Annotated in this window: 22 protein-coding genes; 3 read left to right on the top strand and 19 right to left on the bottom strand. The window is 69.7% G+C overall.

Features of this window, described 5'->3' with window-relative positions; genetic code table 11:
- Position 1 precedes the first annotated feature (1 nt).
- Positions 2-1,375, top strand: coding sequence for an MFS transporter (locus tag EV193_RS21520; protein WP_130345999.1), 1,374 nt, complete (start codon positions 2-4; stop codon positions 1,373-1,375).
- On the opposite strand, the gene EV193_RS21515 is transcribed toward EV193_RS21520, so the two are convergent.
- From EV193_RS21515 to EV193_RS21505, 3 genes are read right to left on the bottom strand one after another with little or no spacing between them, the layout of a single operon-like run.
- Complete coding sequence (locus EV193_RS21515) at positions 1,376-1,984, bottom strand: LutC/YkgG family protein (protein WP_130345998.1); 609 nt, start codon at positions 1,982-1,984, stop codon at positions 1,376-1,378. It lies immediately after the preceding gene.
- On the bottom strand, positions 1,981-3,429 hold the full coding sequence (locus EV193_RS21510; RefSeq protein WP_130345997.1) for a LutB/LldF family L-lactate oxidation iron-sulfur protein: 1,449 nt from the start codon (positions 3,427-3,429) through the stop codon (positions 1,981-1,983). Before EV193_RS21510 ends, EV193_RS21515 begins: the two co-directional genes overlap by 4 nt.
- On the bottom strand, positions 3,426-4,115 hold the full coding sequence (locus tag EV193_RS21505) for a (Fe-S)-binding protein (protein WP_130345996.1): 690 nt from the start codon (positions 4,113-4,115) through the stop codon (positions 3,426-3,428). Before EV193_RS21505 ends, EV193_RS21510 begins: the two co-directional genes overlap by 4 nt.
- Positions 4,116-4,176: 61 nt before the next feature.
- Between EV193_RS21505 and EV193_RS21500 the strand changes: the two genes are divergently transcribed.
- Entirely contained in the window at positions 4,177-4,878 is a 702-nt protein-coding gene (locus EV193_RS21500) for a FadR/GntR family transcriptional regulator (RefSeq protein WP_130345995.1), read from the top strand.
- A gap of 4 nt (positions 4,879-4,882) precedes the next feature.
- Here the strand turns inward: EV193_RS21500 and EV193_RS21495 are convergent, their stop codons facing one another.
- The 9 genes from EV193_RS21495 to EV193_RS33445 form a co-directional block, all read right to left on the bottom strand.
- Positions 4,883-5,698 carry an amidohydrolase family protein gene (locus EV193_RS21495; protein WP_130346105.1) on the bottom strand — a complete coding sequence of 272 codons (816 nt, stop codon included), beginning with the start codon at positions 5,696-5,698 and terminating at the stop codon, positions 4,883-4,885.
- 11 nt (positions 5,699-5,709) lie between these two features.
- Positions 5,710-6,675, bottom strand: coding sequence for an aldo/keto reductase (locus tag EV193_RS21490; RefSeq protein WP_130345994.1), 966 nt, complete (start codon positions 6,673-6,675; stop codon positions 5,710-5,712).
- 88 nt (positions 6,676-6,763) lie between these two features.
- Positions 6,764-7,807 (bottom strand): ABC transporter permease, encoded by a 1,044-nt coding sequence (locus EV193_RS21485; protein WP_130345993.1) that lies wholly within the window; start codon positions 7,805-7,807, stop codon positions 6,764-6,766.
- Positions 7,800-9,308 (bottom strand): sugar ABC transporter ATP-binding protein, encoded by a 1,509-nt coding sequence (locus EV193_RS21480; RefSeq protein WP_130345992.1) that lies wholly within the window; start codon positions 9,306-9,308, stop codon positions 7,800-7,802. The genes EV193_RS21485 and EV193_RS21480 overlap by 8 nt, the downstream gene beginning before the upstream one ends.
- Before the next feature lie 125 nt (positions 9,309-9,433).
- Positions 9,434-10,477: a sugar ABC transporter substrate-binding protein gene (locus EV193_RS21475; RefSeq protein WP_130345991.1), complete on the bottom strand. Its 1,044-nt coding sequence runs from the start codon at positions 10,475-10,477 to the stop codon at positions 9,434-9,436.
- Positions 10,478-10,506: 29 nt separating this feature from the next.
- The gene (locus tag EV193_RS21470) at positions 10,507-11,259 is read right to left on the bottom strand and encodes an SDR family NAD(P)-dependent oxidoreductase (RefSeq protein WP_130345990.1); all 753 of its coding nucleotides are present in this window, start codon (positions 11,257-11,259) and stop codon (positions 10,507-10,509) included.
- On the bottom strand, positions 11,256-12,560 hold the full coding sequence (locus EV193_RS21465) for an L-fuconate dehydratase (protein WP_130345989.1): 1,305 nt from the start codon (positions 12,558-12,560) through the stop codon (positions 11,256-11,258). The genes EV193_RS21470 and EV193_RS21465 overlap by 4 nt, the downstream gene beginning before the upstream one ends.
- Complete coding sequence (locus EV193_RS21460) at positions 12,557-13,420, bottom strand: fumarylacetoacetate hydrolase family protein (protein WP_130345988.1); 864 nt, start codon at positions 13,418-13,420, stop codon at positions 12,557-12,559. The genes EV193_RS21465 and EV193_RS21460 overlap by 4 nt, the downstream gene beginning before the upstream one ends.
- A gap of 3 nt (positions 13,421-13,423) precedes the next feature.
- Positions 13,424-13,567 (bottom strand): hypothetical protein, encoded by a 144-nt coding sequence (locus tag EV193_RS33445; protein ID WP_165401447.1) that lies wholly within the window; start codon positions 13,565-13,567, stop codon positions 13,424-13,426.
- A gap of 121 nt (positions 13,568-13,688) precedes the next feature.
- Here EV193_RS33445 and EV193_RS21455 point away from each other — a divergent pair, with 121 nt between their 5' ends.
- Positions 13,689-14,687, top strand: coding sequence for a GlxA family transcriptional regulator (locus tag EV193_RS21455; protein WP_130345987.1), 999 nt, complete (start codon positions 13,689-13,691; stop codon positions 14,685-14,687).
- A 1-nt stretch (position 14,688) separates the two neighbouring features.
- Here EV193_RS21455 and EV193_RS21450 read toward each other — a convergent pair whose 3' ends face one another.
- The 7 genes from EV193_RS21450 to EV193_RS21425 form a co-directional block, all read right to left on the bottom strand.
- On the bottom strand, positions 14,689-15,858 hold the full coding sequence (locus EV193_RS21450) for a cytochrome P450 (protein ID WP_130345986.1): 1,170 nt from the start codon (positions 15,856-15,858) through the stop codon (positions 14,689-14,691).
- A 6-nt stretch (positions 15,859-15,864) separates the two neighbouring features.
- A complete protein-coding gene (locus tag EV193_RS21445; RefSeq protein WP_130345985.1) occupies positions 15,865-16,572 on the bottom strand; it encodes a TetR/AcrR family transcriptional regulator in 708 nt (235 codons plus the stop codon).
- Between the two features lie 317 nt (positions 16,573-16,889).
- A complete protein-coding gene (locus EV193_RS21440; protein WP_130345984.1) occupies positions 16,890-17,093 on the bottom strand; it encodes a hypothetical protein in 204 nt (67 codons plus the stop codon).
- A gap of 81 nt (positions 17,094-17,174) precedes the next feature.
- Complete coding sequence (locus tag EV193_RS21435; RefSeq protein ID WP_165401446.1) at positions 17,175-18,320, bottom strand: DUF371 domain-containing protein; 1,146 nt, start codon at positions 18,318-18,320, stop codon at positions 17,175-17,177.
- A gap of 201 nt (positions 18,321-18,521) precedes the next feature.
- Complete coding sequence (locus EV193_RS34480; RefSeq protein ID WP_278044206.1) at positions 18,522-18,656, bottom strand: hypothetical protein; 135 nt, start codon at positions 18,654-18,656, stop codon at positions 18,522-18,524.
- Between the two features lie 2 nt (positions 18,657-18,658).
- Positions 18,659-20,146, bottom strand: a complete 1,488-nt coding sequence (locus EV193_RS21430; RefSeq protein ID WP_130345982.1) for a DHA2 family efflux MFS transporter permease subunit — start codon at positions 20,144-20,146, stop codon at positions 18,659-18,661.
- A 5-nt stretch (positions 20,147-20,151) separates the two neighbouring features.
- Positions 20,152-21,450 carry an FAD-binding oxidoreductase gene (locus EV193_RS21425; protein WP_130345981.1) on the bottom strand — a complete coding sequence of 433 codons (1,299 nt, stop codon included), beginning with the start codon at positions 21,448-21,450 and terminating at the stop codon, positions 20,152-20,154.
- Between the last annotated feature and the right edge of the window lie 141 nt (positions 21,451-21,591).

Genomic DNA, 21,591 nt, shown 5'->3' with positions numbered 1-21,591 from the left:
CATGACCGTCACGCTCCAGCCGAGCCGCGACCAGGCGACCGCCGTCTCCTGGAGGCCACTCGTCGCCGCCTGTGTCGGCACCTTTCTGTTGCTGTTCTACACAACGATCGTCACCATCGCGCTGCCCAGCATCGACGCGGACCTGCACGTCGGGTTCAGCGCGATGCAGTGGATCGTGGACGTGTTCACGGTGGCGCTGGCCGGTCTGCTGCTCGGCATGGGCTCGCTGAGCGACAACCTCGGCCGCAAGCGGGTGTACCTGGCCGGGCTGATCGCCTTCGGGCTGGCCACACTCGCCTGCGGCCTGGCGGATTCGGCCGCGATGCTGATCGCCGGCCGGGCCGTGCAGGGCATCGCGGGTGCGGCGATGTTCGCCACGATCCTGCCGCTGATCGGGCTCACCTACCAGGGCGCGGCACGTGCGAAGGCATTCGCCGTGTGGGGCACGGTGGCCGGTGTCGCCGGGGCGACCGGCACGGTGGCCGGCGGGGTGCTCGCCGAGTTGCTCGGCTGGCGATGGATCTTCCTCGCCTCGCTGCCGATCTGCGTGGTCGCGATCATGCTCGCCGTCACCTCGTTCACCGAGAGCCCGCGCGCCGGCAACCGGGTCGACGTCGCCGGGATCGTCACGTTCACACTGGCCGCGACCGCGTTCACGTACGCGGTGATCAACGGGGGTGAGCACGGCTGGACCGCGCCGGCGACGCTGATCGCGATCGCCGTCGCGGTGGTGTCCTCGGCGGCGTTCGTGATCACCGAACGAGTCACGCCCGCGCCGATGGTGCCGGCACGGCTGTTCGGCACGCCCGCGTTCATCGGCGTGTTGATCGCCGCCTTCACGTACTACTTCGCCTATGCCGGCGCGATTCCGGCGATCTCGATGTGGCTGCAGGGCCCGGCCGGCCTGAATCCGCTGGCCGCCTCGCTGGTGCTGGCGAGCCAGATCGCCGTGTTCATCCTGGTGTCCGCACTGATCAGCCAGCGACTGCACGGACGAGCCGCCGGCTGGGTGCTCGGTGGTGGCACGGTGCTGATCGGTGTCGGCTACGCGACCGCCGTCGCACTGCTCGCGGCGCCGAACTGGGTGGCGCTGATGCCCGCACTGGTGATCACCGGCATGGGGGCGGGCATGGTGTCGCCGGTGTTCCCGGCGGTGGCGATCGCCTCCGTGCCGAGCGCGTTCGGCGGCACAGCCGGCGCGGCGGCGAACAGCTCGCGGCAGCTTGGGATGGCCCTCGGCATCGCGACGTGCGGCTCGATCTATCGGGGTGGCTCGGACCCGACCGTTGGCATCGTCACGGGACTGCTGTTCTGCGCGGTGCTGGCGATCGTGGGCGGGCTGGCCGCGGCCCGGCTGCTGCGCGGGCACACGTGATCAGCCGACGACGAGCACGGTCAGGGTGCGTGGGCCGTGCACACCCTCCACCCGGTCCATCTCGATATCGCTGGTCGCCGACGGCCCGCTGATCCAGGTGAGCGGGCGGGCCGGGTCGAGCCGCTCGATCGCCTCGGGCACCGAGCCGACGATCTGGTCGGCGCCGACCACGCACACGTGCACGTCCGGCACCAGCGTGAGCGCACGCTTTCCTTGTGCCACACCGGAATCGAGCACGATCGTGCCGGTCTCGGCGATCGCCAGCGCGCAGCCGGTGAGCACGCCGCCACACCCGTCAAGGTCCATTGTGGACAGTGGTGGCACGTCGCGCCGGAGCACCGCGTCGGTGACGCCGAGCCAGTCCGGCGGCACGTCGGCCGGCACCGCGAGCACCCCGACGCCGGCCGCCTCCAGTTCCTCGGAGATCGCCAGCGCCAGCCCGTCCCAGCCGAGGCGGCGGACCGTGGCCCGGTAGTCGGACACCCGCTCGGCGAACAAGTCCACCACGTCGTGGTCCACGGTCCGCGCGTACTCGCGACTCACCTCCGGCACGGGCGCACCCGCGACGGCCGACCGGATCCAGCCGAGGATCTCCTCCCGTGCGCTCATTCGCCGGTCCCCCGCGTGCGCCGCCACCATTCGCGGAACGACTCGGGTGGCGGAGCCGGGGCGTCCCTGGCGTCGGTCCACTTGGACAGCGGCCACGGCAGCCTGCCGATCCGCCCCCGCCGGCCGAGCACCCGTCCGCCGAGCGCCGCACCTCGTTGCGCCGCCTCGAATCGTCGTCGCGAGGAGAACACCCAGCCGGCCGCCCGCATCGCCAGCCGCTCCCCGACACCCTTGCCGGAACCCTTGCGGCGCTGCGCATCCACCGCCTCGGCCCGCAGGTGCACCAGTGCCTCGGGAATGTCGATCAGCACCGGGCACGCCTCGAAGCACGCGCCGCACAACGACGAGGCGAACGGCAGCGAGGCGGCCACCGGATCGGCTCCGGCGCCGCGCAATTGCGGGGTCAGGATCGCACCGATCGGCCCGGGGTACACCGAGCCGTAGGCGTGCCCGCCGGTCCGCTCGTACACCGGGCACACGTTGAGGCACGCCGAACACCGGATGCATCGCAACGCCTGCCGCCCGACCTCGTCGGCCAGCGCGTTGGTGCGACCGTTGTCCAGCAACACCAGGTGGAACTCGCGCGGCCCGTCGCCGGGGGTGACACCGGACCAGATCGAGGTGTACGGGTTCATCCGCTCGCCGGTCGAGGAGCGCGGCAGCAACTGCAGGAACACCTCCAGGTCCTGCCAGGCCGGCACCACCTTCTCGATGCCGACCACACTGATCAGCACCTCGGGCAGGGTCAGGCACATGCGGCCGTTGCCCTCCGATTCGACCACCACCAGCGAGCCGGTCTCGGCCACGGCGAAGTTCGCACCGGACACGGCTACCTTGGCGGACAAGAACTTCCGCCGCAGGTGGGCCCGCGCGGCGGCGGCCAGTTCGGCCGGCGAGTCGGTCAGACCGGCCGGCACGTCGGGCATCTCGCGGGCGAAGATCTCGCGGATCTCCGCGCGGTTGCGGTGAATCGCCGGCACGAGAATGTGCGACGGCTTGTCGTGTCCCAGTTGGACGATCAGCTCGGCGAGGTCGGTCTCGTACGCGGCGATCCCGGCGTCGGCGAGCGCCTCGTTCAGCTCGATCTCCTGGGTGGCCATCGACTTCACCTTGACCACCTCGGACGCGCCGGCCCGCCGGGTCAGGTCGATCACGATGCGATTGGCCTCGGCTGCGTCCCGTGCCCAGTGCACTGTGCCGCCGGCCATCGCAACGTTGCGTTCCAGCTCGAGCAAATGCTCGTCCAAATTCGCAATGGTGCGATCCTTGATCTCCTTTCCGGCCTGCCGCAACGCCTCCCAGTCGGGCTTCTCGGCGACAACGGCCTCCCGGCGCGCGCGGATGGTGCCGGTGGCGTTGCGCAGGTTCACGCGCAACTGGCTGTCCGCCAACGCTTTCCGCGCCGCCACAGGGAACGCGGGCATCCCGATCCACGTGCCGGTCATGAGGCCAGGATCTCCGCCAGGTGCATCACCCGCACGCCGGAACGCGCACGGGAGAGCAACCCACCGATGTGCATCAGGCACGAATTGTCCGCCGCGGTCAGCACTTCCGCCCCGGTCGCCGCAACGTTGCGCGCCTTGTCCGATCCCATCGCAACGGAGACGTCCGAGTTCTTCACCGCGAACGTGCCGCCGAATCCGCAACACTCGCGCGCACCGGGCAACTCGACCAGCTCCAGCCCCCGCACCGCGCGCAACAGCCGCTCCGGCCGGTCGCCCAGCCCGAGCATGCGTAGGCCGTGGCAGGTCGGGTGCAGGGTGACCCGATGCGGGAACGACGCGCCCACGTCGGTCACCCCGGCGACGTCGACAAGGAACTCGGTCAGCTCGTACACCGCCGGCACCTCCCGCGAGCTGATCAGCTTCACGTAGTGATCCCGGATCGTGGCCACGCACGACGCGGACGGCGCGACGATCACGTCGTACCGCTCGAACACGTCAACGAACCGGTTCGCCAGCGGCGCGGCTTCCCGCCGGTATCCCGAATTCAGGTGCATCTGCCCGCAGCAGGTCTGCGCGACCGGGAAGGCGACCGAGTGCCCGAGGCGCTCGAGCACCCGCACCACCGCGCGCCCCGTCTCGGGAAACAGCGTGTCGTTGAAGCAGGTGATGAACAGGGCGATTCGCATCGACGTCCTTCCCAACCCGGCTATCGTAAGAAACTCTGATGACCGATGAAGGGTTTGGCGCGTGCCCGTTACCGATGAGGCCATCGAGAAGATCAAGGCCATGATCGTCAGCGGCGAGCTCGGCCCGGGAGACCGGCTGCCCAAAGAGGCCGACCTGGCCCAGCGGCTCGGGCTGTCCCGAAGCTCGCTGCGCGAGGCGGTCAAGGCGCTGTCGCTGATCCGCGTGCTCGACGTCAAGCAGGGCGACGGCACGTATGTCACGAGCCTGGCGCCGAACCTGCTGCTGGACGCGCTCGGGTTCGTCGTGGACTTCCACCGCGACGACACCGTGCTGGAGTTCTTCGAGGTCCGGCGCATCCTCGAGCCGGCGGCCACCGCGATGGCGGCGGTGGCGATGTCCGACGCCGAGATCGCGAGTCTGCGTGCCGTGCTGGCCGAACTCGGCGAGAACCCGACCGTGGAAGCGTTGGTGGCCAACGACCTGGAGTTCCACCGCCGGATCGCGGCCGGCTCGGGCAACACCGTGCTGTGCTCGCTGATCGACGGGATGTCCGGGCCGACCGCCCGCGCGCGGGTCTGGCGCGGGCTGACCCAGGAGGGCGCGGTGGAGCGCACCCGCGAGCAACACCTGTCGATCTGCGAGGCGATCGAGTCGCGCCAGCCGGACGTCGCCCGCGCCTGGGCCACCGTGCACGTGGCCGGCGTGGAGCAGTGGCTGCGCAACACGCTCGGCTCGCCGGCCTCGGTGCTCCCACCGGGCTGAGATCTCATACCGACAGCCCGTAGACGCGGATCGCGTTGCGCCCCAACACGTTCGCCTGTTCGTCGGCGGACAGTCCGGTCAGCACGCGGGCGGTCGCGTCCAGCACGTCGGCGTAGCTCCCGGCGAGTTCGCACACCGGCCAGTCGGAGCCGAACAGCACCCGGTCCGGCCCGAAGACCTCCAGCACGTGCTCGACGTAGGGGCGCAGCGTCGCGACGCCCCAGGTGGCCCAGTCGGCCTCGGTGATCAGGCCGGACAGCTTGCACACCACGTTCTCCCGCGCCGCCATCCCGGCCAGCCAGGACGCCCACGGCTCCCACTCCCCCGCCGCGATCCCGGGCTTGCCCGCATGGTCGAGCACGAACGCCACGTCGTCCAGCTCACCGGTGACACGCAGGGCGGCCGGCCGCTGCGGCGCGCGCACCAGCAGGTCGTACACCAGACCGCGCTCGCCGAGCGCCCGCAACCCGCGCAGCACGTCCGCGCGCAGCAACCAGTCCGGGTCCGGCTCGTCCTCCACCTGGTGCCGCACGCCGACCAGCAGGCGATCGTCCGGCAACTCGGGCGCGGTGAGGTCGGCCCAGCCGACGACACCGGCGACCAGCCCGCCGCTGTCCGACGCCACCTCGAGGAACTCGACGGTCTCCGCCGTGGACGAGACGGTCTGCACGAGAACCGTGGCGCGCACCTGCGTACCGGCGATCACCGCGCGCAGGTCGTCCACCGCGTACCGGCGGCGGATCGGCACCAGCGCGTCGCCGGCCATCCACGGGTACTCGCGGACGCTCGGATCCCACAGGTGGTGATGCGCGTCAACGATTTTCGAACCGATCACGGAATCAGCCCCTTGGCCGCGAGGTCTGTCCACAGCTCGGGCGGCACCCCGGCATCGCACAGCGCAACGTTGCGGCGGGCCTGCTCGGGCGACCGGGTGCCCACCACCGCGCTCACCACGGCCGGGTGCGCGAGCACGAACGCGATCGCCGCACCGGGCAGCGAGACGCCGTGCAGCGCGCAGATCTCCTTGATACGCAACGCCTTCTCGCGCACCTCGGGCGGCGCGGGCCGGTAGTCGTAGCGCGCGTCCGGAGCCGGGTCGTCCACGGCCAGCAGCCCGCTGTTGAACACGCCCGCGGCGAGCACCGAGACGCAACGTTGCGCACACGCCGGGAGCAATGCGCGCAACGCCGGCTGTTCGAGCAACGTGTACCGGCTGGCCAGCATCACCACGTCGAGGTCGGTCTCGCGGACGAACCGCGCCAGCATCGGCCACTGGTTCATGCCGACGCCGATGGCCCGCACCACGCCCTGCGCGCGCAGCTCGTGCAACGCCGGATACGCCTCGGAGATCGCCTGTTCCCAGTGCTCGTCGGGATCGTGCATCAGCGCGATGTCCACATGCGACAGTCCGAGTCTGTCCACACTGGACTCGAGTGAGCGGCGCACGCCGTCGGCGCTGAAGTCGAATCGTCTGGTCAGGTCGGCCGGCACGTCGAACTCGGCGTCCCGGCGGCCGCCGCCAGCCGGGTTGGGCACGAGTAGCCGTCCGACCTTGGTGGACACGGTGTACTCGTCGCGCGGGCGATCGCGCAACGCCTCGCCGAGCCGGCGTTCGGAGAGCCCCAGCCCGTAGTGCGGTGCCGTGTCGAAGTACCGCACGCCGGCCTCCCACGCGGCGTCCACAGTGGACCGTGCGACCTCGGGATCGATTGCCGTGTACAGGTTCCCGATGTCCGCGGCGCCGAACCCGAGCGCGCTGACCCGCACCCCCGTCCGTCCGACGACGGCGGTCTTCACGGCTAACCCGCCTCCCCGGAATTCCCCAGTACTGGGTACGTTCCAGCGAACAGTTCGTTCGATTGCGAGACACGAATTCCGTTGACCACTAGTCCTGGGCCTTCCCGCTGGTGAGGCGGGCGAGCACGAGCGCGACGAGGATCACCAGACCGTTGACCGCTTGGATCTGGTCGGGTTTCACCTCGGCCAGCGTGAGCACGTTCTGGATCAGCCCGAGCAACACGACACCGGTCAGCGCACCGAACAGCGAGCCCTTGCCGCCGTCCAGACTGATCCCGCCGATCACCGCCGCCGCGAACACCGTGAAGATCATGTTCTGGCCCTGTGCGGCGGCCACCGAACCGAGCCGAGCGGACAGCATCAGCCCGGCGAACGCGGCCAGCATCGCGGCCACAATCAGCGTCACCCAGATGACCCGCTCCACCCGGATTCCCGCCGCCCTCGCCGCGTCCGGGTTACCACCGACGGCGTACAGCGACCGCCCGATCCGGGTGTAGCCGAGCACCACGATGCCCAGGCCGAACACCAGCACCACGATCCAGATGGACAACGGGATCGTGAGAATCCGCAGGCTGCCCAGGTTGTCGATGACCGGAACACGGTTGGCCAGGTTGGAGATCGTGGCACCGCCGACGATCGCGAGTTGTAGGCCGCGCAACGCGATCAGCATCGCCAAGGTGACGATGAACGCGGAGAGTTTGAATCTGACGATCAGCAGCCCGTTGAACAGCCCGATCAGCGCACCGAAGATCAGCGCCACCGGCAGCACGGTCCAGGTCGGCCACGGTGCGCCGAGCATCGACGTGTTGCCGACCGCGAGGAACACCGCGACGGCCGGTGCGATGCCGACGATCGACTCCAGTGACAGGTCGAACTTGCCGACGATCAGCACCAGCGCCTCGGCCAGCACCACGAGCGCCAGCTCGGTCTGGTACTTCAACACCGTGTCGACCAGGTACGACTTCGTGAGGAAGACGTCCGGCTTGAGCGTGTACCCGTAGATCAGCAGCGCGATGATCGGCGGAATCAACGCCAGATCGCGCAGCTTGGCCAGCTTCAGGCGGTTCGCCGGGCGGCCTGGTTTCTGTTGCGGCGCTTGATCTTCCTGGCGCTCATCGGTCTGCTCAGACATCCCCGATTCCTTCGATCTCGGCAACCAGCTCCGCCTCGGCGAAGCCGCGCTCGTGCTCGGCGACGACTCGCCCGGCCACCATCACCACGACGCGATCGCACACACGCAGGTCCTCCAGTTCGTCGGAAACCAGCAACGCGCCCCGCTGCCGCCTGGTCTCCGCGTCGACCGCGCCGAGCAACGACTCCTTGGAGCGCACGTCCACCCCGGCGGTCGGCTGCACGAGCACCAGCACGTCGGGGTCGCTGGCCAGTGCCCGAGCCATGACGATCTTCTGCGCGTTGCCGCCGGACAGCTCCCCGACCAGTTGATCGGGTCCGGACGTGTGCACGTCGAGGTCGGCGATCGCCTTGCGCGCCTTGGCATCCCGATGCTTGGGCAACACCAGCCCGGCCGGCCCGAGCCGGTCGGCGACGGTCATCGTCGTGTTCTCGGCGACCGACAACACGGACACGAATCCGTCCACGTTGCGATCGCCCGGCAGATATCCGATGCCGGCTTTCAGCGAGTCCGGCACGCTGGCCGGCCGCACCGTTCGACCGGCGGCGCGGATCGTGCCGGTGCGGGACCGCAGGCCGACCACCGCCTCGGCCAGCTCGCGCTTGCCGCTGGCCGCCGACCCGGCGACGCCGACGATCTCGCCGCGCCGCACGGTCAGGTCCACCGGCTCGAAGATCCCTTGCACCGCAACGTTTTCCAGCTCCAACACCGGCTCGGCGTCCGCCGGGACCGGCGACCGGTCCTCGCCGAGCCGCACCAGCTCTCGTGCCTCGCCGATCATCGCGGCGACCAGCGCGTCGGTGTCCATCTCGGCCACCGGCGCGGTCACCACGTGCCGGGCGTCCCGGAACACGGTCACCCGCTGGCAGATCTCGTACACCTCGGGCAGGTGATGCGAGATGAACAGGAACGTCACGCCCTGCTCGCGCAACGTTGCCAGCCGGTCGAACAATCTTGCGATCGCCCGCGCCTCGAGTTGCGCGGTCGGCTCGTCCAGGATCACGAACCGCGCGCCGTGCGACAGCGCGCCGGCGATCTCCACAAGCTGCCGCTGCTCCACGGTCAGCTCCTTGGCCGGCACGTCCGGCGCGACCGGGACGGCCCACTCCTCCAGCAGATCCGACGCGGCACGACGCAGCTTCGACGGCGAGAGCAAGCCGAACCGGCCGCGCGGCTGGCGGTGCAGGAACAGGTTCTCCGCGACCGACAGCTCGCCGACGACCGACGGCTTCTGGTACACGCACGCGACGTTGCGCCGCCAGCCGGCACGATCGCCGAGCGAGGGTGCCGGCTCGCCGTTGAACCGCACATCACCCGCGTCCGGTTTCAACAGCCCGGTGAGAACACCGACCAACGTCGACTTGCCCGCACCGTTGCGCCCCACCAGCCCGTGCGTCTCACCCGGCAGCACGGACAGCCGACCGTCTGCCAGCGCCACGGTCGGCCCGTACCGCTTGGCCACCCCGACCGCCTCGACGACCGGTGTCTGTTCATCGTCCACTTAGGACACTCCAACCGTCGTGTCGGCGGACTTTAGCGGGCTAAAGTCCGTTTGGGGCGCAAAGGCGCAGGTCACAGGAAGGTGTTACCGGGAGTTTGGGATGAAATCCGTGTGAGGCACGCCCGTCACTTCTTTCGGTTGCCCCACAAAGCGGGGTCGTTCACGTTCTCCTTGGTGACCAAGGGAGCGGGGAGCTGGTCCTCGTAGCCGTTGGGCAGTTTGATCACGACGCTGCCGTGATCGGTCGGGCCCTCCTTGGGCGTCACGCCGGCCATCGCCTGCTTGGCCCAGTAGATGCCGTAGCCCGCGTACGCGTCGGCGGGCTGGGACACGGTCGCGTCGATCTCGCCCTTGCGGATCGCCTCCAGCTCCTGCGGAATGCCGTCGTTGGACACGATGAAGATGTGCCGCGGATCGGTGTTCGGCACGAGCAGGTTGCGCTGCTTGAGCACCTGGATCGTCGCGTCCATGTACACGCCGCCGGCCTGCATGTAGATGCCCTTGATGTCCGGGTCGGTGGACAGCCGGGTCTCCAGCGCGGCCTGGGCCTTGCTGCCCTCCCACTCGGTCGGCTCCTCGAACACCTTGATGTTCGGGAACTTCTGCGTCATGCACTGCTTGAACGCCTCGGACCGCTCACGCCCGTTGATCGAGGACAGCGCGCCCTGGAACTCGACCACCTTGCCGGTGCCGTTCATGCGCTTGCCCAACTCGTCGCACGCCTTCTGGCCGTAGGCCTTGTTGTCCGCGCGCACCACCATGTAGACGTTGCCGGTGTCCGGCCGCGTGTCCACGGTGATCACCGGGATCTTCCTGCGGTACAGCTCGTCCAGCTTCGGGCCGATCGCACCGGTGTCCTGCGGCGCGATCAGCAACGCCTTGGCGCCCTGCGTGACCAGACTGTCCAGGTTGCTGATCAGCTTCTGGATCTCGTTCTGCGAGTTGGTCGGATTGCTGATCTGCGCGCCCAGCTCGTTCGCCTTGATCGGGACGTAGCTGGCGTAGGCGTTCCAGAAGTCGGAGTCCGCGCGCGGCAGGTCGACGCCGATCGCGCCGGGACCGGTGCCGCCCGCCGGCAGGCCCCCCTCGGTGGAATCCTTGGTACACGCGGCCGTTCCGACCGCGAGCGCCGCGGCCAAAGCCACTCCGAGAACCCGTGTGATCTTCATTGGTCACCCTCGATTCGGCCGATTCTTGGTCAACTCTTGCGAAGTCGGAGCCCGTGCATGCCGCCGTCGACGGCGAGCACGGTGCCGGTGACCGACGCGGCGGCCGGGCTCGCCAGGTAGGCGATCGCCGCGGCCACCTCCTCGGCGGTCACCAGGCGGCCGGTCGGCTGCCGCGCTCGCAACGCGGCCAGTTCCGCGTCCGGGTTGGGCGCGGAGTCGAGCAGCCCGCGCACCCACGGCGTGTCCACGGTGCCGGGGTTGACGCAGTTCACCCGCACGCCGTCGGCGACGTGGTCGGCCGCCATGGCCAGGGTCAGCGACTGCACGGCACCCTTGCTCGCGCTGTACAGCGCACGGTTGGGCAGGCCGGCGGTCGCGGCGATCGAGCAGGTGTTGACGATCGCGGCGTTGCGCGAGCGGCGCAGGTACGGCAGCGCGGCGCGGGTCACGCGGGCGATGCCGATGACGTTCACGTCGAGCACCTGGCGCCACTCGTCCTCGGAGTTGTCCGCGACGGTGCCCTGCGCGCCGATCCCGGCGTTGTTCACCAGGATGTCCACACCGCCGAGCCGCTCGGCCGCGGTGTCCACGGCGCCGACGACCGAGCGCGTGTCCGTGACGTCGCACTTCAACGGCAGTAAGGGGTGTCGCGCCTCGGACGGTTCGAGATCGAGGCAGGCCACGAACGCGCCCCGCTCGGCGAGCAGCCGCGCGGTGGCCAGGCCGATACCCGACCCGCCGCCCGTGACCACGGCCGCCATTCCGTCCAGTTCACCGCTCATCGAACCCTCCACATCGGACCGTCCGGATAGGCGTACGCGTCGAGCGACTCCTGCCGCATCGTCGCGCTGAACCCGGGGGCGACCGGCGCGACGTAGTTGCCGCAGCGCATCGTGACCGGGTCGACGAAGTGTTCGTGCAGGTGATCGACGTACTCGATGACCCGGTTCTCCAGGGACCCCGAGACCGCGACGTAGTCGAACATGGACAGGTGTTGCACCAGCTCGCAGAGGCCGACACCGCCGGCATGGGGGCAAACGGGTACGCCGAACTTGGCCGCCAGCAAGAGGATCGCCACATTCTCGTTGACTCCTGCGACGCGTGCGGCATCTAGTTGAAGGTAGGAGATCGCGCCCGTTTGGAGCAACTGTTTGAACACGACTCGATTCTGTACGTGCTCGCCGGTGGCCACCTTCACCGGGGCGATCGCCCGCGCGATCGTCGCGTGTCCGAGCACGTCGTCGGGGCTGGTCGGCTCCTCGACCCACCACGGATCGAACTCGGCCAGCTCGCGCACCCAGGCGATCGCCGCGCCGACGTCCCACCGCTGGTTGGCATCGATCGCGATCCGCACGCCCGGCCCGACGACCTTCCGTGCGATCCGCATCCGCCGCCGGTCGTCCTCCAGGTCGGCGCCCACCTTCAACTTGATCTGCGTGAACCCGTCGGCGACCGCGCGCTCGCACAGACGGGCGAGCTTGTCGTCGTCGTAGCCGAGCCAGCCGGGCGACGTTGCGTATCCGGGGTATCCGTTGCGAAGCAACGACTCGGTGCGCGCAACGCGCCCCGGTTCGGCGCGCCGGAGAATCTCCAGTGCCTCGCCAGGGGTGAGCGCGTCGGTGAGGTAGCGGAAGTCGACCAGCTCGACGATCTCCTCTGGGGGCAGCTCGGCCAGCAGCCGCCACAACGGCTTGCCGGCCCGCTTGGCCCGCAGGTCCCACAGGGCGTTGACCACCGCGGAGATCGCCATGTGCATGACGCCCTTCTCCGGGCCGAGCCAGCGCAGCTGCGAGTCGTGCACCAGGGCCTTCCACAGCTCGCCGAGGTCGGCCAGCGTGGCGTCCACCGGGCGTCCGACGACGTAGGAGGACAGCGCGTCGATCGCCGTGGTCTGGATGTCGTTGCCGCGGCCGATGGTGAACGCGAACCCGTGTCCGGCAAGGAAGTCCGGCGCGTCGGTCTCGATCACCACGTACGCGGCGGAGTAGTCGGGGTCGGGGTTCATCGCGTCCGAGCCGGCCAGGTCCGCCGAGGTGGGGAACCGGATGTCGAACGTGCGCAGGCCGGTGATCGTGGCGGTCACGTCTGCCCCACTGGTTGCCCCAGTGTTTGCCGCTGCCGGCCGAGCCCGTCGATCTCCAGCTCCATGACGTCGCCGGGCCGCAGGTAGGGTTTGGGCTCCGGCATGCCGAGCGCGACGCCGGCCGGCGTGCCGGTGTTGATCACATCGCCCGGTTCGAGCACCATGAACCGGCTCAGGTAGCGCACCAGCTCGCCGACACCGAAGATCATGTTCTTGGTGCTGCCGTCCTGGTGCCGCTTTCCGTTGACGGACAAGCGAAGCGCGAGGTTCTGGACGTCGCCGACCTCGTCCGCGGTGACCAGCCACGGGCCCAGCGGGTTGAACGTCTCGCAGGACTTGCCCTTGTCCCACTGGCCGCCGCGCTCGATCTGGAACTCCCGCTCGGAGACGTCGTTGGAGATCGCGTAGCCGGCCACGCACGCCAGCCCTTCGTCCACAGTGGACAGATAGCGGGCGGTCGTGCCGATCACGACGGCGAGCTCCACCTCCCAGTCGGTCTTCGTACTGTCGCGCGGGATCAGCACCTCGTCGTTCGGGCCGATCACGGTGTTCGGTGCCTTCATGAACACGATCGGCTCGGCCGGCTCCGGCGCGCCGGTCTCCTCGGCGTGGTCGCGGTAGTTCAGCCCGATGCAGACGATCTTGCCGGGCCGCGCGACCGGCGGGCCGATCCGCTCGGCGGTGCCGACCTCGGGCAGGCCGCCGCCGGCCACGGCGTCGCGAATTCGCTCGATTCCTTGTCCAGCAAGGAGATCGCCGTCGATCTCACCGACGATGCCGGACAGGTCCAGCAGCCTGCCGTGCTCGTCCAGCACGGCAGGGCGTTCACGGCCGGCCGGTCCCACCCTGAGCAGCTTCACTCGTCACTCCCCTGTGATCCGCGCGCGGTAGCCGATCCCCGCTCGTGCCTCGAACGTCAGCCGTTGACCGTCGACCAGGTGCTGGACCGGCCGCCCGTCGGCCGTGCGGACCCGCACGATCGCGTGACGGCCGCGTCGGATAGACATCCGATGTTTGTGGCGTCACAGTAACCCGGTTCACGCGCCCTGCTCAAGAGTGCTGGCCAAAAAGTCGGATGTCCCGAGACACTCGACTGGCCTGACTAGTGACATGTGAAAGAATCGAGCCATGTCGATTTTCGCGCGGGACGGCCGCCACCGGGTCGCGGCATTCGTGCGGCACGGCCTGGTTCCGATGGAGTTGGGCGTGGTGCACCGGTTGTTCGGCAACGCCGAGTCGAGCGCCGGCGAGCCGCTGTACGAAGTGGTCACGTGCGCGCTGACCCCGGGAAAGATCCGCACCGACACCGACTTCGAGATCCACGTCGAGCACGGCCCGCGGGCACTCGCCGAGGCCGACACCGTCGTCGTGATCGCCATTCACGAGGACGACGAACCCGAGGTCAACGGCCGCCTCTCCCCCGCGCTGGCCGACGCGTTCGCGCGCATCCGGCCCGGCACCCGCGTCGCGTCGATCTGCACGGCGGCCTTCGTACTCGCCGCGGCCGGCCTGCTCGACGGCCGGACCGCCACGACGCACTGGAAGAACACCGACCAGTTCCGCGCGCTGTTCCCGTCCGTGCACATGGATCCCGACGTGCTCTACACCGACTGCGGCGACGTGCTCACCTCGGCCGGCGAGGCGGCCGGGATCGACCTGTGCCTGCACATGATCCGTCGCGATCACGGTGCGGCGGTGGCCAACACCGTCGCGCGCAACACGGTGGTCGCACCGCATCGGGACGGCGGGCAGGCGCAGTACATCCAGCGCCCGGTGCCGCAGCCGCGGATGTCGTCCACCGGCGCCGCGCGCGCCTGGGCGCTGGAGCAGCTGCACCGCCCGCTGAGCCTCGCCGAACTGGCCGCGCGCGAGTCGATGAGCACCCGCACGTTCACCCGCCGGTTCCGCGAGGAGGTGGGCGTCTCTTTCGGGGAATGGCTTGCCCGCCAACGGATCGAGCGCGCACGGCAGCTGCTCGAGGAGAGCGATCTGTCTGTCGACCGGGTCGCCGAGGAAGCCGGCTTCGGCACGGCCGCGTCATTGCGGCAGCACCTGCACAGCTCCCTCGGCGTGTCCCCGAGCGCCTACCGCCGCACCTTCCGCGGCGACGTTCGGGGCGTCGGCTGAGTCATGCCGCGCGCACTCGCATGTGTTTCGCCGAGGCCATCGCGTACGGGCTGAACACCTCCGGCTCGCCGGACACGCGAAGCTCGGTGTACCGGTCGAGCAACTGGTTCAGCGCCACCCGCGCCTCCAACCGGGCCAGCGGCGCGCCGATGCAGAAGTGGATGCCCTTGCCGAACGCCAGGTGCTTGTTGTCGGGCCGGTGAATGTCCACCCGGTCCGGGTCGGCGAACCGCGCGGGATCACGGTTCGCCGCGGCCAGCCACGGCATCATCAGGTAGTTCGCCGGAATGGTCACGCCACCGAGTTCCAGCTCTTCCCGGGTGCGCCTGCCCAACCGGGGAAACGGCGAGCGCACCCGCAGGAACTCCTCGACCGCCTGCGGAATCAACGATCGGTCGGCGGCGAGTTCGGACCACAGGCCCGGGTTCTCGTCCATGATCATCACGCTGTTGCCGAGCAGCGCGGTAGTCGTGATGTGTCCAGCGATCAACAGTACGGCGGAGAACCCGGCGATCTGGTCGTCGGTGAGCCGCTCGCCGTCGGCCTCGGCCTGAGTCAGCAGGCTGATCAGGTCATCGCCCGGATTCGCGCGCCGCCGCACGATGTGTGCGCACAGGTAGTCCGACATCTCCCTGACGACGGGGAGCGTCTTCTCGAACAGGCTGTCGTCCAGCTTGATCTTCTCGGTGTTCTGCTGGCTCAGCAGCGCGTCGGCCCAGCGGCGAAACAGCGGCCGGTCCGACGCGGGAATGCCGAGCAGCTCCGCGATGACGATCACCGGCAGCGGATAGGCCAGCGAGTCCACCAAGTCGAACTCGGCGTCCACACCGTCGAGGAGTTCACTCGTCACCTCGGCGATGCGCGGTTCCAGGCCGGTGATCACCTTCGGAGTGAACGCCTTGCTGACCAGACCGCGCAGCCGCTTGTGGTCCGGCGGATCCATCCGGAGGAAGTTGCCCTCCCCGAACTTCTCCATCTCCTTCGGGATGGGCAGCAGATCGTCCAAATCCGAGGAGAAGTCGTGGAACTCGGTGAGGACGTGGTGAGCCAGGTCGTAGTTGAAGATCTGGACGGTGCGGTTCTCCTCGTCGATCAACACCGGCGCCTGCGCACGCTGCCGGTGCAGCCACTGGTGGAACTCTTCGAAGGTGATAGTCGCTGTGGCGGTCATGGGATGTCAGCCCCCTTCTGAGATATCCGGTCGGTAGATCAATTCGTGGTACTGGGTGGCGAGGTCCTCGAGCAGGGATACGATCTTGGGTGCGAGCGCCTCGGCGGCGCGCTTGCTCGGGCGCGGCGGCTCGAACCGGGCACGCAGGACGCCGGCGAGCATCCCGGCCTCCTGCTCGCGCGGCTGGGCGAACTCGGCCGGCGCGAGCTGCGACATCGTGAAGAACCCGAACAACACCGCGGCGCAGGCGTAGCTGACCTCGTCGTTCGAGACGTCGGCACGCAGCAGGCCGTGCTCGCGCAGCAGGTGGTAGTACTCCTCGAAGGTGACCAGCTTGACGCCCTGCACCTGGGTGCCCGACGAGGTCTGCACCAGCGTGCCGAGCGTCTCGGTGTCCTTGGTGTACAACGCGAGCACGAGCGGGCGGGCGCTGGACTCGAGGTAGAGGGCGCTCATCAGCGCGGACAGGCGCACCTGGTCGGGATCGCGGCGGACGTGCTCGGCGACCGCGGTGAACATCCCCACCGACTCGCGCAGCAGCACCGCCATCAGCAGCGCTTCCCTGCTGCGCCAGTGCAGGTAGACCGTGCCCTTGCCGACGCCGGCCCGCTTGGCCACCTCGTCGATGGTGACCCGGCGGTACCCCCAGCGCAGCAACAGGTCCGCCGCGGCGTCGAGGATCCGGTCCGCACGGGCGCTCTTGTTCTCCGGCATGACGCGCTCCCGTTCTGACCCTGTGACCAGATTTCAAAACTGGTCACACAGTCAAGGTAGGGCTGATCGCCGTGATCGGCAAGTAGGTCACTCAACCGGCGTGGCGGGACGGACTGGGCGACTGCCGAACAACACGTGCCGCCCAAACTTGACAAACGCACCAACGCCCGTCCGCGTACTTTAGCCCGCTAAAGTCCCTCAGCCACGAAGAAAGCGCAGGTCAGACAAGATCAACAGGTGCGGGGAAACGTGAGGGTGATGCACATACGTGCCTTAGGTCGCAGTGGGTCACCCTCATGGCTGGATCAGCGCAGTTCCTAGATGGCTAATACCACGAACTCCCACTGGCGCAACGGGTTCGCGGGGCGCGGCAGGCCGTCGCGGTAGTCGGCCGGCAGGCGGTCCCCGCGCGCGTCGATGTGCGTGCACACCGCCGGGGTCGGCATGCCGGCCGGCAACCGAAGGGTGATCTCCTCCTGCGTGAGAGTGACAGCGATCGTTCGCCTGTTCCTGGGTCGCATGGCAGCGCTCCCTCCGAGCGCGATCTCGCACCGACCACGCTCACGATCGGACTCGCGCGCAGCGGCGTTCGTGTTACGGAGCTACCGGCGCAGGCGGGACACCGCGTCATAGGCGCGGTTGCGTGACCAGCCCAGCGCCGACGCCGCGGCCGAGGCCAACGTCTTGGTCGGCACGCCGTCCTCGGCGAGCGCCTTGAGCGTCGCGGCGAGATCGTCCGGCAGACCGTCCACTTCGGACTCCTCGATCGGGTCGAGGCAGCAGGTGATCTCGTCGCGGACGTCCGGCAGCGGGCCCCAGGTGGCCCACGGCCCGTCGAGCAGCACGCCGTGCGCCGGACGGCCGGCGGCCTTCGCGGCGGCGATCAGGGCATCCGCCGGTGCGGTGATCGCCACCCGGGCGCCCAGGTCGGCGGGCCGGAGCGCGGGCCGCTCGGCCAGGTGCAACGGCCCACGATGTGGCGACGCGGCCGCGGCGGCGAGTGCGGCAGGCAGACCGGCCACCTCGACGCGGACCAGCTCCGGCCGGCCGAGCAGCTCTGACACCGTGTCACCCGGAAGGTCCACAGTGGACACGACAAGCACGCGATCGAGGTCGTCGCGTTCGATCATCGCCGAGATCTCGTTGCCAGGCGGTCGATCCGGGGCGAGGTCCGGTGCGGCCACGCGCACCAGATCGCGGGCTCGCTCGTCCTCCGCGATGATCAGATCGGCGGCGGCCAGCTCGGCGCGCAGCCGGTCGTCCACGGTGTCCGTGCGCAGCAGCACCAGGCCGGCGCGCCCGTCGGAATGCCGGCGCAGCGGCTCCACCACGACATCGACCTCGGCGTCCGATGTGGACAGTGCGGCGGTCAGCTCGCGGGGCAGGTCGGAGGCGGCCAGGTCGGCGTCGGTGGCCAGCGTGCCGGGCGCGCGGTTCGAGCTGCGGCGGACCACCGCGGTCTCACCCGGCCGCCAGTCCGGGTTGGCCACCGCCTCGACCACGCTCGACTCGCCGCCGGCGGTGATCGTCAGGCGGACCGGACCGGCCAGCGCGGCACCGGTCACCGTCGTGCCGACCGCGATCACGCAGGTCGCCCGGCCGGTGATCTCGGCGGCGTCGGTGAACTCCAGCGTCTTGTGGTGGGTGGCCCTGATCGCGGGGTGCCCTCGGCCGGAGAATCTCAGTGGCGCAACGGTTTCCGGGGTGCCGGCCCATGCGAAGACGCGCGCTGCTCGGCTCCTGGACACCGGCCGAGCATACGCCGATGCAGGGCGCGGGACTCGCCGGTGCACAGCGCGGGACTCGCGAGGTCAGGGGTGCTGGTGCCAGGTGCCGGTGAGGAGGCGATCCTCGCTGCTGAGACGGGCCTTGCGGTGGGCTCTGCACCATGGCGGTCATCTGAATGTTGGCGATCCGCCAGCGTTCGTCCTCGCGCACCAGCACCTGGCTCACCCGCAGCGGCGCGGCTGGAGCGGGCCCGCCCTGGAAGGTCGCCCGCTGCCGGTACCCGCGATCTCGACCTCGACCCACTCGTTGAGCACGTCGCCGATCTGTTGCCGTACAACGATTTCCTCGTTACTCATGATCACTTTCCCTTCTGTTCGGCGCGCCGGCGCGGCAGCAGCAACGCGGGGACGAGTGCGCACGCGGCGAGTGCGAGCGCGAGCCAGAACGTCGTGCCGAACACGTCGGCCAGCGCGGGTGCGAGCGCCTCCCTCGCCTCGGTCGGCATCGGACCGAGTGCCGCGCCACCGCCGAGCGACGGGAGATCGGCGGCGATCCCGCGTTGCAGCGCGATCGCCATCGCCGCGGTGCCCAGCGACGAGCCGAGGCGCTGGATGGCGTTCAGCGCACCGGTCACCTTGGGCATCAGCGACTGCGGCATCGAGGCGTACGCGGCGGCCATCGACGGCATGATCGTGCCGCCGAGCCCGAGGCCGACCAGGAACAGCGCGCCGGCCAGCACCCAGTACGGCGTGTCCGCGCCGACCTGCGTGAACACCGCGGTGCCGGCCAGGGCCAGCGCGACGCCGACCGGCACCACGAAGCCGGAGCCGAGCCGGTCGGTGAACCGTCCGGCCAGCGGCATCGCGGCCGCCGCGCCGAGCGCCTGCGGCACCATCAGCAGGCCGGTCTCCAGTGGAGTGGCGCCGCGCACGACCTGCCAGTACAGCGGCAGCAGGATCAGCATGCCGAACAGTGCCACCGCCACCACGAAGTTGGTGATCGTCGCCGTGGTGAAACCGCGGTGGGCGAACAGCGACAACTCGATCAACGCACGACCGCGCCGGATCCGTGCGTGCACGACGTAGGCGACGATCAGCACCGCACCGGTGATCACGCCGCCGAGCGCGCCGGCCGAGCCGAAGCCGCCCGTCGACCCCGCCTCGGACAGGCCGTAGACGAACGCCGCCATGCCGCCGGAGAGCAGCGCGAGCCCGCGCGCGTCGAGCTTGTTCCCTTGCCGCGCAACGGTTTCCCTCGGCAGCAGCCGGTGCGCGAGCCACATCGCGAGCACGCCGAGCGGCAGGTTGACGAAGAAGATCCACCGCCAGCTCGTGGTCTGCACGATCAGTCCGCCGACGATCGGCCCGGCGACCGAGCCGAAGAACATCGGCAGGCCGACCATGCTCATCACGCGGCCCATGCGCTCCGGGCCGGCGGCCTTGGCCAGCACCGCCTGACCGACCGGCGACAGCAGTCCGCCGCCGATGCCCTGCAGCACACGGAACACGATCAGCGACTCGACCGACCAGGCCAGGCCGCTGGCCGCCGAGCCGGCGGTGAACAGCGCGAGTGCGGCGATCCACACCCGCTTGGCGCCGAACCGCTCGACCGCCCATCCGCTGATCGGGATCACCGCGGCGACCGCGAGCAGGTAGCCGGTGAGCACCCACTGCACGGCGGCCAGCGAGGCGTTCAACTCGGTGCCGAGTGTTCTGGTCGCGACGTTCACAATGGTCGCGTCCATGATCGACAACACGATGCCGATCACCACCACGGCGCCGATCGCGACCAGGCCGGGCTTCTTCTCGTCCACTGTGGACGGTGGAATGACCGTCTGCGTACTCATATTGGTCACCTCGGTGCGATGTTGTGGTTGAGGTGGAAGAAGTTGTCCGGGTCGTAGACGCGCTTCACGTGCGTCAGTCGCCGGTAGTTCTCCCTGGTGTAAGCGGATTGGACTCGGCTCGGGTCGGCGAGGAAGTTGAGGAACGCGCCGCCGGTGGCGTGTTCCGCGACCACCTCGGGCAGACCGGCCGGACGCGCGTCGACGGTCACCGAGAACTCGGCGTCCCGTGCGCCGACCGGTCCGGCGTCGGCGGCCGGACGTGCCATCGCGCCGCCCCAGTGCCGCACCTCGACGGTCGGTGCCACGTCGTCGGCGACCGCGGTGGTGAGCACGTCGATCACCTGGTCGGGCAGCGTGCGCAGCAGCTCGAACACCTTGGGCGGGGTCCCGCCGACCGAGCCGGCCGCGTAGCTGGTGACGGTCCAGGTGTCGGCGATCGGCGTGCCGGCCTTCGCCCGCAGCGGAGCCAGTACCCGCTCGGTGGCCGCCGGGTCCAGTGTGGACAGACCACGGATGGCGAGAACCTTCTTGCCCCGCAACGGTTCCGGCGAGCTCTCCGGCATCCGGCGCACCAGCACGGCGGTGCTGATCTCGTCGGGTGCGGTGGCGGTCCACTCCCGGTAGCCCGCGAGCGTGTCGGCCGCGGCCTCGATCGGGTAGTAGGTCACCCCGGCGTACACCTCGGCGGCCGGGTAGAGCCGGAACTCCAGCGCGGTGACCACGCCGAAGTTGCCGCTGCCGCCGCGCAGCGCCCAGAACAGGTTCGGGTGCTTGTCCCGACTGACGGTCGCGATCGCGCCGTCCGCGGTGACGATCTCGGCGCGCAGCAGGCTGTCCGCGGCGAACCCGTACTGACGGGCGAGCCAGCCGTGACCGCCGCCGAGGGTGTACCCGGCGACGCCGACGGACGGCGAGGTGCCCGACAGCGGCGCCAACCCGAACGGCTCGGCCGCGGCGATCACGTCCTGCCAGCGCGCGCCGGGGCCGGCGCGGGCCACCCGGCGATCCGGATCGACCAGCACGGTGGCCATACCCGAGGTGCGCACGAGCAGCCCGCCGTCGGACGGCCGGACCAGGCCGTGTCCGGTGGCCTGCACGCCGAACGGCAGGTCGTGCTCGCGAGCGGCGATCACCGCGGCGCGCACGTCGGCCGCACCAGACGCCTCGACGATCATCGCCGGCTTCGGGTCGTGAATGGGCAGCACGGGCTTGCGCCGCTCGTCGTAGCCGTCCTGCCCCGGCAGATAGATCGGCCCGGTGAACCGGGTCCGGCGGATCGGGGTGCTGATGATCGGCTGACTCATGGCGGTCTCCTCAACACAATATGGAGGGCTTCCCTCCGATTGCGACCGACGCTAGCACTAACCGAAGGGCATGTCTCCGCTTTTCACCGATATACGGAGAGAGATCCTCCATATACGTGCTAGCGTGTACGTCGATGTACT

Source organism: Herbihabitans rhizosphaerae (assembly GCF_004216555.1).
Taxonomy (GTDB): domain Bacteria; phylum Actinomycetota; class Actinomycetes; order Mycobacteriales; family Pseudonocardiaceae; genus Herbihabitans; species Herbihabitans rhizosphaerae.
This window is presented reverse-complemented; position numbering and strand designations above follow the sequence as displayed.

What these genes read in the sequence shown, in the direction of transcription:
- EV193_RS21520 (WP_130345999.1), top strand. Translation starts at nt 2, where the DNA reads ATGACCGTCACGCTCCAGCCGAGCCGCGACCAGGCGACCGCCGTCTCC.
- EV193_RS21515 (WP_130345998.1), bottom strand. Translation starts at nt 1,984, where the DNA reads ATGAGCGCACGGGAGGAGATCCTCGGCTGGATCCGGTCGGCCGTCGCG.
- EV193_RS21510 (WP_130345997.1), bottom strand. Translation starts at nt 3,429, where the DNA reads ATGACCGGCACGTGGATCGGGATGCCCGCGTTCCCTGTGGCGGCGCGG.
- EV193_RS21505 (WP_130345996.1), bottom strand. Translation starts at nt 4,115, where the DNA reads ATGCGAATCGCCCTGTTCATCACCTGCTTCAACGACACGCTGTTTCCC.
- EV193_RS21485 (WP_130345993.1), bottom strand. Translation starts at nt 7,807, where the DNA reads ATGTCTGAGCAGACCGATGAGCGCCAGGAAGATCAAGCGCCGCAACAG.
- EV193_RS21475 (WP_130345991.1), bottom strand. Translation starts at nt 10,477, where the DNA reads ATGAAGATCACACGGGTTCTCGGAGTGGCTTTGGCCGCGGCGCTCGCG.
- EV193_RS21470 (WP_130345990.1), bottom strand. Translation starts at nt 11,259, where the DNA reads ATGAGCGGTGAACTGGACGGAATGGCGGCCGTGGTCACGGGCGGCGGG.
- EV193_RS33445 (WP_165401447.1), bottom strand. Translation starts at nt 13,567, where the DNA reads ATGTCTATCCGACGCGGCCGTCACGCGATCGTGCGGGTCCGCACGGCC.
- EV193_RS21455 (WP_130345987.1), top strand. Translation starts at nt 13,689, where the DNA reads ATGTCGATTTTCGCGCGGGACGGCCGCCACCGGGTCGCGGCATTCGTG.
- EV193_RS21450 (WP_130345986.1), bottom strand. Translation starts at nt 15,858, where the DNA reads ATGACCGCCACAGCGACTATCACCTTCGAAGAGTTCCACCAGTGGCTG.
- EV193_RS21445 (WP_130345985.1), bottom strand. Translation starts at nt 16,572, where the DNA reads ATGCCGGAGAACAAGAGCGCCCGTGCGGACCGGATCCTCGACGCCGCG.
- EV193_RS21440 (WP_130345984.1), bottom strand. Translation starts at nt 17,093, where the DNA reads ATGCGACCCAGGAACAGGCGAACGATCGCTGTCACTCTCACGCAGGAG.
- EV193_RS34480 (WP_278044206.1), bottom strand. Translation starts at nt 18,656, where the DNA reads ATGAGTAACGAGGAAATCGTTGTACGGCAACAGATCGGCGACGTGCTC.
- EV193_RS21430 (WP_130345982.1), bottom strand. Translation starts at nt 20,146, where the DNA reads ATGAGTACGCAGACGGTCATTCCACCGTCCACAGTGGACGAGAAGAAG.
- EV193_RS21425 (WP_130345981.1), bottom strand. Translation starts at nt 21,450, where the DNA reads ATGAGTCAGCCGATCATCAGCACCCCGATCCGCCGGACCCGGTTCACC.